The organism is Streptomyces sp. NPDC004031 (assembly GCF_053604375.1).
Genome location: NZ_JBSGHL010000059.1, coordinates 41,978 through 53,766 on the forward strand (window position 1 = coordinate 41,978; position 11,789 = coordinate 53,766).

Genomic DNA, 11,789 nt, shown 5'->3' on the forward strand with positions numbered 1-11,789 from the left:
GCAACTTGCGAGGAGCCTAGCATGACCCCTCGTGGCGACGGAAGGGATCCAAGATCGATTCTCCGGCACGCGCGGGGGGCCCTGCGCGGGGCGCGGCGACACGAGGAGTAGCGTCCACCAGGTGGACACTTCAGCGCACACCGACGGCCCCGGACCCCTCCGCCCGAGGGTCGGACACATCCAGTTCCTCAACTGCGTCCCCCTCTACTGGGGCCTGGCCAGAACCGGCGCGCTGCTGGACCTCCAGCTCACCAAGGACACCCCGGAGAAGCTCAGCGCCCAGCTCGTGGCCGGTGACCTGGACATCGGCCCGGTCACGCTCATGGAGTACCTGCGGCACGCCGACGAGCTGGTCGCCCTCCCCGACATCGCGGTCGGCTGCGACGGCCCGGTCATGTCGTGCGTCATCGTCAGCCAGCTCCCGCTCGACCGCCTCGACGGCCAGCGGGTGGCGCTCGGCTCCACCAGCCGCACCTCCGTCCGGCTGGCCGAGCTGCTGCTCACCGAGCGGTACGGAGTGACGCCCGACTACTACCGCTGCCCGCCCGACCTGTCGCTGATGATGCAGGAGGCGCAGGCCGCCGTCCTGATCGGCGACGCGGCGCTGCGGGCCTCGCTGCACGACGCGCCGCGACTCGGCCTGGAGGTCCACGACCTGGGGCAGATGTGGAAGGACTGGACGGGGCTGCCTTTCGTCTTCGCGATCTGGGCCGCCCGCCGCGACTACCTGGCCGCGCACCCGGAGGCCGTCCACGACGTCCACCGCGCCTTCCTCTCCTCCCGCGACCTGTCGCTGGAGGAGGTCGAGAAGGTCGCCGAGCAGGCCGCCCGCTGGGAGTCCTTCGACGCCGACCTGCTGCGCCGCTACTTCACGACCCTCGACTTCTCGCTGGGCGCCGAGCAGTTGGCGGGCATCGCGGAGTTCGCCCGCCGGGTGGGCTTCCCCCGCGAGGCCGAGGTCACCCTCCTGCCCCCGAGCTGACCGCGCGGGCGGCGTACGCTGGCCCGTGTCGTGCCCGTGCCGTCGGCGGCCCCCCGCCTGCGCCTTTCCGGAAGGGACTCCCTGGTGAGCGACCACGCAGCCGTCCTCGAACGCGCCGCCGCCGGCGGCCGCATCACCGCCGAGGAGGCGCTCGCGCTCTACCGCGACGCCCCCCTGCACGCGCTCGGCGCCGCCGCCGACGCCGTACGCCGCCGCCGCTTCGCGGGCACCGAGCACATCGCGACGTACATCATCGAGCGGAACATCAACTACACCAACGTGTGCGTCACGGCCTGCAAGTTCTGCGCCTTCTACGCGGCCCCCAAGGACACCGCGAAGGGCTGGAGCCGCGGCCTCGACGACATCCTGCGGCGCTGCGCCGAGACCGTCGAGCTGGGCGGCACGCAGATCATGTTCCAGGGCGGGCACCACCCGGACTACGGGGTGGAGTACTACGAGGAGCACTTCGCCGCGATCAAGCGGGAGTTCCCGCAGCTGGTGATCCACTCGCTGGGTGCCTCCGAGGTCGACCACATGGCCCGGATCTCCGGCGTCAGCGCCGAGGAGGCCATCCGCCGGATCCACGCCGCCGGTCTCGACTCCTTCGCCGGGGCGGGCGCCGAACTGCTCCCCGAACGCCCGCGCAAGGCCATCGCGCCGCTCAAGGAGTCCGGCGAGCGCTGGCTGGAGATCATGGAGACCGCGCACCGCCTCGGTGTGGAGTCCACCACCACGATGCTCATGGGCACCGGCGAGACCAACGCCGAGCGCATCGAGCACCTGCGGATGATCCGCGACGTCCAGGACCGCACGGGCGGCTTCCGCGCGTTCATCCCCTACACCTACCAGCCGGAGAACAACCACCTGAAGGGCCAGACGCAGGCCACGCTCTTCGAGTACCTGCGGATGATCGCCATCGCCCGGCTGTTCCTCGACAACGTCGCCCACATCCAGGGCTCCTGGCTCACCACCGGCAAGGAGGTCGGCCAGCTCTCCCTGCACTACGGCGCCGACGACCTCGGCTCGGTCATGCTGGAGGAGAACGTCGTCTCCTCCGCGGGCGCCAAGCACCGCTCCAACCGCATGGAGCTGATCCACCTCATCCGCGCCGCGGGCCGCGTCCCCGCCCAGCGCGCCACGACGTACGAGCACCTCGTCGTCCACACCGACCCCGCGAACGACCCGGTGGACGACCACGTGGTCTCCCACCTGTCCTCCACCGCGATCCCGGGCGGCACCGCCCACCCCGAGCTCCAGATCACCCCGGCGTGACCCCAGGGCACCGAAGGGGCCTGCCCCGCACGGAGATTAAGGTGGGAACGTGACGCGCGCATCGCTGGAGAAGCAGCCGCAGGACGTCGCCGGGATGTTCGACGACGTCGCGGCGCGGTACGACCTGACCAACGACGTGCTGTCGCTGGGGCAGAGCAGGCTGTGGCGCAAGGCCGTGGCGCAGGCGCTGGACGTCCGGCCGGGGGAGCGGGTGCTCGACCTGGGGGCGGGGACGGCGACGTCGTCGCTGCCGTTCGCCGCCGCCGGGGCGAGCGTCGTCCCGTGCGACTTCTCGCTGGGGATGCTGCGCGAGGGCAAGAAGCGGCATCCCGAACTGCCGCTCACCGCCGGGGACGCGACGCGGCTGCCGTTCGCGGACGGGGTGTTCGACGCCGTGACGATCTCCTTCGCGCTGCGCAACGTGCAGGAGACGGATGCCGCGCTGCGCGAGATGCTGCGGGTGGCCAGGCCCGGCGGGCGGCTGGTGATCTGCGAGTTCAGCCAGCCGACGTTCCGGCCGTTCGCCACCGTCTACACCGAGTACCTGATGCGGGCGCTGCCGCCGGTCGCGAAGGCCGTGAGCAGCAACCCCGACGCGTACGTCTACCTCGCCGAGTCGATCCGCGAGTGGCCCGACCAGCGCGCGCTCGCCGGGCGGTTGCAGAAGGCGGGCTGGGGCAAGGTCGCGTGGCGCAACCTGACGGGCGGCATCGTCGCGCTGCACCGCGCGACACGCCCGGCGGCCTGAGCCGTCCGACAGCCCGTCCAACGGCCCCGGGGACTGGGCCATTCGGGTGTCCGGGAAGGGAACTGACCCCTAGGCTGCGGTGTCTGTGCTGGGGAGCGCGTATCCCCCCGACCGACGGAGTAGCCCCGTATGTCGTACTGCCCCACGTGTGGGAACCCTGTCTCGGACGCCTCCGCCCGCTTCTGCATGAAGTGCGGCCGCGAACTTCCCGCGGCCGCACCGCCCGCGGCCGGTCCGGCGCCAGCGACCCCGCCTCCCGCTCCGCCCGTCCCACCGACGCCCACGCAGGTCACCCCCGTACCGCCACCGCCACCCCCGCCGCCCGCGTACGCCGCACCCACGGCGACCTTCCCGGGGGCCGGCGGACCGCCGCCGGCCGCGCCGGGGGTGCCGGGCCCGCCCGTACCGCCGTCGCCGGCCGCGCTGTTCGTCCGCCGGGTCTTCTCCGGCGGCTGGGGCCCGGCGGTGATGGCCGCGGTCGTCCCGGCGGTGGTGCTGTTCGTCATCGCGGCCGGGCTCGGCACCTGGTCGCAGCACTCCCTGAAGAGCGACGAGGTCAGCTGGCAGACCCGCACCCGGATAGCCCTCGCGCTGACCGTCCAGGGCCTCGGCGGCCACGCCAACGTGCCCAGCCTGTACGGCGACAGGTGCTCGGACGGCGGCGACTCCGGCTCCGGCTTCTCGGACGGCGGTGACAACGGCGACGACTTCAGCAGCAGCGGCGGCGACTACGGCGACAGCAGCGGCGACGACGGCAGCGACGGTTACGACAACGGCGACGACTTCAGCAGCGGCGGCGGCGACTACGGCGACAGCAGCGGCGATTTCGGCGACAGCAGCGGGGACTTCGGCGACAGCAGCGGCGACTACTACGGTGACAGCAGCGGCGACGACGGCAGCGACTACTACGGCGACAGCAGCGACGGCAGCACCTTCGGCAGCTACCGCACCGACAGCTCCCCCCGGACCTACAGCGACCACCTCGCGGCCGACGACTGCCTGACGACGACCCGCAGCGCCCATCTGTCCGTCGTCCCCCTCGGCGTCACGCTCGTCTGGCTGCTCGCGCTGATCCTCTGCCTGCGCTCGGTGCGGCTGCGCAGCCCCGGCCCGGAGACGGCCGCGCGCGTCGCGCTGCTGACCGGCGTCGTGTCGACGGCCCTGGCCTTCTACGCGCAGCCGTCCCTCAACGGCATCGAACTGCACTCGGGCCCCTGGCGCGTCCTGCTGTGGTCCTTCCTGCTCGCCCTGGTGACCTCGCTGGTGGTCCTCGACGGGCCCGCGCTGCGGACCCGGTTCGGCACCGTCTACCGCGTGCTGAGCACGGCGCTGCTCGCGCTCGTCGTCACCGTGCTGTTCGCCGGTGCCGTCGTCTACGCGATCGGCATCGGCTACCACCACGAGCTGGAGACCCCCGGCCTGATCGCGGCCGCGCTGCTGCTGCCGAACCTCGGGCTCGCCGGTCTCGGCCTCGGCTGGGGCGCCCCCTTCAAGGTCACCGCGACCGGCGGCAGCGGGCGCAGCTCGCACAGCGTGTCCTTCGGCCTGAGCAAGCTCAACGACTACTGGGACGGCTCGGCCACGCCGCTCGCCGTCCTCGGCGGGGCGCTGTGCGCGCTGGCCATCGGCCTGATCGCGTCGAGCCGGGTGCGGGACCGGGCCCAGCAGTTCGCGGTCGCGGGCGCCTTCACCCTGATGTTCTGGGTGCTGGTCGTGATCGGCGGGATCGGTGTGAGCGGCCTCTACACCTTCAGCCTCGCGGAGGGCACCAACGGGCACGAGCACGTCGGCACCGACGCGGGGCAGGCGCTGCTGTTCGCGCTGCTGTGGTCCTTCGGCGGTGTCCTGGTCGCCCCGTTCCTCCGGCACGTCTTCGGCCGCGGGGACGAGCCCGGCACCCCGGCGTACGCGGGCCCGTCCCCGTACGCGCCGCCTGCGCCGCACGGCGCCGCGCAGGGCTACGGGCAGCCGCAGGGCGGGGCGTACGTGCCGACGCAGCCCGCCCCCGGGCAGGGCGCGGCACCGGCCCCGGCCCCGGCTCCTGAGCCCGCTCCGGCTCCCGCGCCGCAGCCGCCCACGCCCACGCCCACGCAGGAGGTGCACGACCTCGGGGTGGTCCAGCCCGACCGGCTGACCAAGCGCGAGGCGGCCCAGCGCGACGAGGGGGAGGGCACGCCGCCGCAGGCGTGACAAACGGTCCCGGTCACCGGTCCCCTTTGCGGACCGAAGCTGTCCGCAAGGGCTTCTAGCGTGGGTGTCGCACCCCAAGGAGAGCCCTTGCGGACAGCGGAAGGCGGACCACCATGACCGGGACCGGCACCCTCGACCAGCAGCAGAACGGCGACCCGGCGGCCGCCGCCCCCGCACCCACCGGGGAGCGCGCCGACCTGCTGGAAGTGCTCGGCAAGCACCGCCACTTCCTGCGCTTCACCGCCCGCGACCTCACCGACGAGCAGGCCGGGCAGCGGACCACCGTGAGCGAGCTGTGCATCGGCGGCCTCATCAAGCACGTGACCTCGGTCGAAAGCTCCTGGGCGAACTTCGTCGTCGAGGGCGCCTCCGCGATGCCCGACTTCACGGCCATGACGGAGGCCGACTTCGCCGCGCGCGCCGCCGAGTTCCGCATGCAGCCCGGCGAGACGCTCGCGGGCGTCCTCGCCGCGTACGACGAGGCCGCGCGCCGCACGGACGAGCTGGTCGCGTCACTGCCGGACCTCGACGCCTCCCACCTGCTGCCCAAGGCGCCGTGGCACGAGGGCGACGCGCGGTGGAGCGCCCGCCGCACCTTCCTGCACATCGTCGCCGAGACCGCGCAGCACGCCGGGCACGCGGACATCATCCGCGAGGCCCTGGACGGGGCGAAGACCATGGGCTGAGGCCCGGCGAACGGCGGACCCGGCCGGTCCGTACGCCCCCGCCGCCGCCCGACCGCGGCGGGGGCTCATAGACTCGGGGGCAACCGGGCCCGCGGCCCGGCGCCGTCATGCCGTCCCTCGCCGCACTACGGGAGAGCCACCGTGCCCGACACCGCCCTGTCCGAGCGCACCGCCGACGTGATCGTCGTCGGCGCCGGCCCCGCCGGTTCGACGACCGCGTACTACCTGGCGAAGGCGGGGCTCGACGTCCTGCTGCTGGAGAAGACGTCCTTCCCGCGCGAGAAGGTGTGCGGCGACGGCCTCACCCCGCGCGCCACCAAACAGCTCGTGTCGATGGGCATCGACATCTCCGAAGAGGCGGGCTGGCTGCGCAACAAGGGCCTGCGCATCATCAGCGGCGGCCTGCGCCTGGAGATGGACTGGCCGGACCTGGCCGCCTACCCGGACTACGGGCTCGTCCGCCGCCGCGAGGACTTCGACGAACTCCTCGCCCAGCAGGCCGTGAAGGCGGGCGCGCGGCTCTACGAGCGCTGCAACGTCTCCGGCCCGATCATCGACGAGCGCACCGGCCGTATCACCGGCGTGACCGCCAAGCTCGGCGTCGAGAAGACCCCGCTGGCCTTCAACGCCCCCCTCGTCGTCGCCGCCGACGGCAACTCCACCCGGCTCTCCCTCGCGATGGGCCTGCACCGCCGCGAGGACCGCCCGATGGGCGTCGCGGTGCGCACCTACTTCACCTCCCCGCGGCACGAGGACGACTACCTCGAATCGTGGCTGGAGCTGTGGGACCGGCGCGGCTCCGTCCCGCGCCAACTGCCCGGCTACGGCTGGATCTTCGGCCTCGGCGACGGCACCTCCAACGTCGGCCTCGGCATCCTCAACTCCTCCGCGGCCTTCCGCGAGCTGGACTGGCGCGAGGTCCTCAAGGCCTGGGTCGCCGGCATGCCCGAGGACTGGGGCTACACCGAGGAGAACATGACGCAGCCCATCCGCGGCGCCGCCCTCCCGATGGCCTTCAACCGCCAGCCGCACTACACCCGCGGCCTGCTGCTCGTCGGCGACGCGGGCGGCCTCGTCAACCCGTTCAACGGCGAGGGCATCGCCTACGCGATGGAATCCGGCCAGCTCGCCGCCGACGTCATCACGCAGGCACACGCCCGCACCACCCCGGCGCAGCGCGAACTCGCCCTCCAGCGCTACCCGAAGATCCTCAAGGACACCTACGGCGGCTACTACACGCTCGGCCGCGCCTTCGTGAAGCTCATCGGCAACCCGAAGGTCCTCCAGCTGTGCACGGAACGCGGCCTGACCCACCCGATGCTGATGCGCTTCGCCCTCAAGCTGCTCGCCAACCTCACCGACCCGACGGGCGGCGACGCGATGGACCGCATCATCAACGGCCTGACGAAGATCACCCCCCGCGCCTGATCCGTTCCCGCGCCTGATCCGTTCACGCGCTGTTTGCGCGTGCGGACGACGAAGCGCCCCGGCCCCGCAGGCGACTGCGGGGCCGGGGCGCTTCGCGTGGCTCAGCTCTCTTCCTGCGGCGGCAGCGCGTTGCGCCACAAGGTGATGTCCAGCACCACGTAGGTGCTGGTCTCGGTGGCCTTCGAAGCGCTCTTGTAGGTGATCAGCGCGACCGTGCCCTCGGGGGTGCGGGCGCAGATCTGGCTGCCGGGGGACACCCGGGCCACGCTGATCTCCTGGGTGAAGCGGGTGTCGTGCAGGCACGTGGCGAGCGAGCCCTCCTCGCCGGTGTCGAGCAGCACGAGCTTGGTGTCGTAGGCCTTCAGGCTGCACGGGTCGTTCGCGCAGCTGTAGGAGAAGTCGTCGTCCGTGTCGTTCTGCGGGGTCAGCTCGCTGTCGGCGAAGCTCAGGTGGTAACCGGCGGGCAGCTGGATGCCGTTGTGCGGCTCCGGCTGCGGGTTGGGGTCGGCCTGGCTGGACGGCTGGTCGTCCGGGGTGCCGGTGTCGCCGCCGCTGTCGGCCGCGTCGGTCGGCTCCGGCTCGGTCGTCGGCGCCGCGGTGGTGACGGGCGCGGAGGTGTGCGTCGTCGGCTTGTCGGCCTGGTCGTCGCTCTTGCCGCCGCCGTTCAGCGCGACGGCGGCGCCGACCGCCGCCGCGATGACGACGACCGCGACGCCGACGGCGATGGCCACCCGCTTGCCGCGCCCCATGCGCCGGGGCGGCGGGGCGCCCGCGCCGCTGCCGGCCGGGGTCGGCGCGGTCGGGCCGTTCGGGGCGCCGAACTGACCCTGGGGCGCGTACGGGGAGCCGCCCTGCGGATAGCCGTACGCCGGGGCGCCGCCGGGACCGGCGGGGTGCGTGGCCGGGTAGGCGTAGGCCGCCGGGACACCCTGCTCGCCGCCCGGCTGGGCCTGCGGCTGCGGGGAGGCGTAGGCGGCGGGCTGCGCGTGCTGGACCGGCTGCGCGGGCTCGACCGGGGGCTGCGCGGCCGGAGCCGGGGTCTGAGGCGCCGGGGCCTGGACCGGGGGCGGGGTCGGTGCCACGTCCGGCCGGGTCGGCGTCGGCGGGGGCGTCTGCGGGACGGCGTCCGCCGGGGACGCGGCGGGCGGCGGCGGAGTGGCCGGGGCGGGCGGCGCGGTGGGCGCGGCCGGCGGCGGGGTGGCGGGGGCCGCTGCCGCCGGGGCGGACGCGGGCGGGGCCGACGGGGCCGGGGGCGTGGCGGGCGACTCGGGCGCGACGTGCCGCGCCGGGATCTCCGCGGCCAGCGCGACCGGCAGCCACTGCTCGGGGCGGCGCAGCTCCGTCTGCTGCGAGGCCGCCCGGCACATCCCCACGACGTCGGCCAGCGAGGGCCGTTCCGCCGGGTCCTTCGCCAGGCAGCGGTGCACCAGCGGGCGCAGCTCCTCCGGCAGCGTCGCCAGGTCCGGCTCCTCGTGCACGATCCGGTAGAGCACGGCGTGCGAGGGGCCGTCCCCGTACGCGGGCGCGCCGAGTGCGGCGTAGGCGGCGACCTGGCCGAGCGCGAAGATGTCCGTGGCGGGCGTGATCTCCCGCCCGGAGGCCTGCTCGGGCGCCATGAAGGCGGGCGTGCCGATCGTGACGCCGCTGCCGGTCAGCGCGGTGGCGTCGGCGGCGCGGGCGATGCCGAAATCGATGACGCGCGGGCCGTCGGAGGCCAGCAGCACGTTGGACGGCTTCAGGTCGCGGTGCACGAGCCCGGCGCCGTGCACGGCCTCCAGCGCCTCCGCGATCCCGGCGACCAGCAGCAGCACCGTCGGCACCGGCAGCGGCCCGTGCTCGGCGACCGCGGACGCCAGCGTCGGCCCCGGCACGAAGGCGGTGGCCAGCCACGGCCGCGTACCGTCCGCGTCGCTGTCGATGACCGGCGCGGTGTACAGGCCCTGCACGCGCTGCGCGGCCTGCACCTCCTGCTTGAACCGGCGGCGGAATTCCGCGTCCTCCGCGAATTCCGGCCGGATCACCTTGACGGCGACGGGCCGCCCAGCGGGCGTGTGGGACAGGTAGACCTTGCCCATCCCGCCCGCGCCGAGCCGCGCCGCCAGCCGATACGCCCCCACCGACGCCGGATCGTCCGCCTCGAGTGGCTGGAAAACCTCGCCGGACCCTCCGGCCCCGCCCGCCCCGCTCATCCTCTGACCGCCTCGTCCCCGAAGTTGCTCCTGGCGGCATGGAGACTACCGGCCACGGGGCCGGTAGCCGTGCTCCGTCTCCCAGTTGTGCCCTGACAGGCACTCAGCGGTGACGGACCGCACGGCTCCCGCACGGGCCGCGCCCCGTCCCGACCCCGCCCGTCCGGACCTCCCCCCTACGGGTCGGCCGCCGCGCCGGTCAGCGCCGGCGGTCAGGCGCGACGCAGAACTCGTTGCCCTCCGGGTCGCCGAGCACGCAGTGGTCCTCGTCCTGCCTCACCACGCGTGCCCCCGCGGCGACCAGGCGGGCCTTCTCCGCCTCGACCCCGGCCTGGCCGCCCGCCACGCGTATGTCGACGTGCAGCCGGTTCTTCGCCGTCTTCGGTTCCGGAACGCGCAGGATCGACAGCCGCGGGCCCGCCCCGTCCGGGTCGCACAGCCAGGCCCCCTCGCTGGCGGCGTCCGCCGGGTCGATACCGAAGGAGGCCAGCCACTCGTCACGCGTCGCGAACGGCGCGGGCGGCGGCTCGTCCACGTAACCGAGCGCGGTCTTCCAGAAAGCGGTGAGCACGGCGACGTCGTCGGCGTCGAGCGTGAGATCGATACGAGCACCCATGCCGACGACGCTACGCGCCACCACTGACAATCCGCCCGCTGCGCGGCGGAGCCCCCCCGCACCCTCCGCCGCCGCGTTCCGTTTCCGGCCCGCGGGGGGCCGCCGCGTGAGTAGGGTGGCGCGCCATGGAGCTTCCCCGGGTCGACGCGGCGCTGCTCGCGCAGTGGTGCGCGCGCCACCTCGCGTCGCCGGTCGCCGCCGAGCGGTTCCGCGGCGGGCGGCTGTCCGTCGTGGTCGGCGCCGGACTCGCCGACGGTCGGCAGGTCGTGGTGAAGGTCCGCGAGACCGCCCCGCGCGTCGCGCACTGCTTCGCCGTGCAGAGCGCGCTGTACGCCGCGGGCTTCCCGGCCCCCGAGCCGATCCTGCCGCCCACCCCGCTCGGACGGTGGACGGCCACGGTCGAGGCGCTCGTCGAGGGCGGTGGCCGCACCCCGACCTCGGGCCGCGACCCCCGCCCGTACGCCGCCGCGCTCGCGCGGATGGTGCGGCTCGCCGCCCCGTCGGCCGCCCGCGCCGACCTCGACCCGAAGCCGTCCTGGAACCGCTGGGACCACGACGAGCCCGGCGTGTGGCCGACCGCCGAGGACGCCGACCCCGCCCGCGGCCCGGTGACCGGCCCCGACTGGCTGGAACACGCGGGCCGCCGCGCCCGTGAGCGCCTCGCGGCGTGCCGGGAGCCGTACGTCGTCGGCCACGGCGAATGGCTGCCAGAGAACTTCCGCTGGCGCGGCGAGGAACTGTACGTCGCCTACGACTGGGACAGCCTCGTCCTGGCGCCCGAGGCGGTGCTCGCCGGGTTCGCGGCGGCGGACGTGGCCCCCTCCGTCGAGGATACCGCCGCCTTCCTCACGGCGTACGAGGCCGCGGCGGAACGGGAGTTCACCCCGGACGAGCGCGCGGCGGCCTGGGCGGCGGGCCTGTGGGCGCGCGGCTGGAAGGCGCACCGCGAGGTCGCGGCGGGGCAGCCGCCGCGGGCGCTGACGGAGGACCGGGCGCGGCGGCTGGCGGAGCTGGCGGGGGCCTGAACCGGGTACCTCGCGGCGGGGGTCGACGGCGGGCCCGGCGCTCCTTCCGGGGTCCGCCGCACGGTCAGCGGAAGTCCCGCCCGTCCCGCAACTCCCAGCTGTGCGCGCCCGGATGGGCGGCGAACTCGCAGCACGGCTCGTACGCGGGCGGCGGGCCGGTGCCCGTGCAGTCGGGCAGGACGAAGACGGTCGCGGGCCGCCGTCCGCGGATCCAGCGCGTCCACACCGCGCCGTGCGCGCGGCCCGGCAGCTCCATGACGAAGGCGTGGTGGTCGCCCAGCGAGTGCCGTTCCAGCGTGCAGCGCAACTGCCTCTCCACGTCGTCGGGCACCGTGCTGGCGAAGGGCGCGAGCCGCCGGGCGGCGCCCACCAGGGCGGCGGGCAGTCCGACCCGCTCCCCGCAGATGACACGGACTTCGGTCGAGGTCATGCGGCGCCGCCCTCCTCGCGTGCTCCCCCCACCGCCTCCCGCGGGGGACCCCGGCCGCGAGCGCCCGCGGCCGTCACCCTCCCAAACGATCACGCCCCGTCCGGGGGCACCGTCCCTCGCCCCGATGGCCGGTTGCGGACCATGCGCGGGGTACGGATCCGGGGCCGGTCCGCGCCCAGGCGCCCCTACGGCTCGTGCGGCTCATGCGGTTCGTGCGGCTCGA

Annotated in this window: 10 protein-coding genes and 1 pseudogene; 8 read left to right on the forward strand and 3 right to left on the reverse strand. The window is 74.5% G+C overall.

Features of this window, described 5'->3' with window-relative positions; all coding sequences use genetic code 11:
• The first annotated feature begins 121 nt into the window (after nucleotides 1-121).
• From ACWERV_RS29615 to ACWERV_RS29645, 7 genes and pseudogenes are all read left to right on the forward strand, one after another.
• Nucleotides 122-982 carry a menaquinone biosynthetic enzyme MqnA/MqnD family protein gene (locus ACWERV_RS29615; protein WP_452938824.1) on the forward strand — a complete coding sequence of 287 codons (861 nt, stop codon included), beginning with the start codon at nucleotides 122-124 and terminating at the stop codon, nucleotides 980-982.
• A gap of 81 nt (nucleotides 983-1,063) precedes the next feature.
• Nucleotides 1,064-2,254 (forward strand): cyclic dehypoxanthinyl futalosine synthase, encoded by a 1,191-nt coding sequence (gene mqnC / locus ACWERV_RS29620; RefSeq protein ID WP_398192787.1) that lies wholly within the window; start codon nucleotides 1,064-1,066, stop codon nucleotides 2,252-2,254.
• Nucleotides 2,255-2,303: 49 nt separating this feature from the next.
• Nucleotides 2,304-3,002, forward strand: coding sequence for a demethylmenaquinone methyltransferase (locus ACWERV_RS29625; RefSeq protein ID WP_452938827.1), 699 nt, complete (start codon nucleotides 2,304-2,306; stop codon nucleotides 3,000-3,002).
• 129 nt (nucleotides 3,003-3,131) lie between these two features.
• Nucleotides 3,132-3,203 (forward strand): annotated as a pseudogene (locus tag ACWERV_RS29630) (zinc-ribbon domain-containing protein); the annotation flags it as partial.
• 186 nt (nucleotides 3,204-3,389) lie between these two features.
• Entirely contained in the window at nucleotides 3,390-5,192 is a 1,803-nt protein-coding gene (locus ACWERV_RS29635; RefSeq protein ID WP_452938843.1) for a hypothetical protein, read from the forward strand.
• 113 nt (nucleotides 5,193-5,305) lie between these two features.
• Complete coding sequence (locus tag ACWERV_RS29640; RefSeq protein ID WP_452938829.1) at nucleotides 5,306-5,878, forward strand: DinB family protein; 573 nt, start codon at nucleotides 5,306-5,308, stop codon at nucleotides 5,876-5,878.
• Between the two features lie 141 nt (nucleotides 5,879-6,019).
• The gene (locus ACWERV_RS29645) at nucleotides 6,020-7,306 is read left to right on the forward strand and encodes a geranylgeranyl reductase family protein (RefSeq protein ID WP_031518812.1); all 1,287 of its coding nucleotides are present in this window, start codon (nucleotides 6,020-6,022) and stop codon (nucleotides 7,304-7,306) included.
• A 101-nt stretch (nucleotides 7,307-7,407) separates the two neighbouring features.
• Here ACWERV_RS29645 and ACWERV_RS29650 read toward each other — a convergent pair whose 3' ends face one another.
• Both ACWERV_RS29650 and ACWERV_RS29655 read right to left on the reverse strand, forming a co-directional pair.
• Nucleotides 7,408-9,495 carry a protein kinase domain-containing protein gene (locus ACWERV_RS29650; protein WP_452938832.1) on the reverse strand — a complete coding sequence of 696 codons (2,088 nt, stop codon included), beginning with the start codon at nucleotides 9,493-9,495 and terminating at the stop codon, nucleotides 7,408-7,410.
• 199 nt (nucleotides 9,496-9,694) lie between these two features.
• Entirely contained in the window at nucleotides 9,695-10,111 is a 417-nt protein-coding gene (locus ACWERV_RS29655) for a VOC family protein (protein ID WP_452938835.1), read from the reverse strand.
• Nucleotides 10,112-10,236: 125 nt separating this feature from the next.
• Between ACWERV_RS29655 and ACWERV_RS29660 the strand changes: the two genes are divergently transcribed.
• Nucleotides 10,237-11,136: a hypothetical protein gene (locus ACWERV_RS29660; RefSeq protein WP_452938838.1), complete on the forward strand. Its 900-nt coding sequence runs from the start codon at nucleotides 10,237-10,239 to the stop codon at nucleotides 11,134-11,136.
• A 64-nt stretch (nucleotides 11,137-11,200) separates the two neighbouring features.
• Here ACWERV_RS29660 and ACWERV_RS29665 read toward each other — a convergent pair whose 3' ends face one another.
• A complete protein-coding gene (locus ACWERV_RS29665) occupies nucleotides 11,201-11,566 on the reverse strand; it encodes a hypothetical protein (RefSeq protein WP_452938840.1) in 366 nt (121 codons plus the stop codon).
• Between the last annotated feature and the right edge of the window lie 223 nt (nucleotides 11,567-11,789).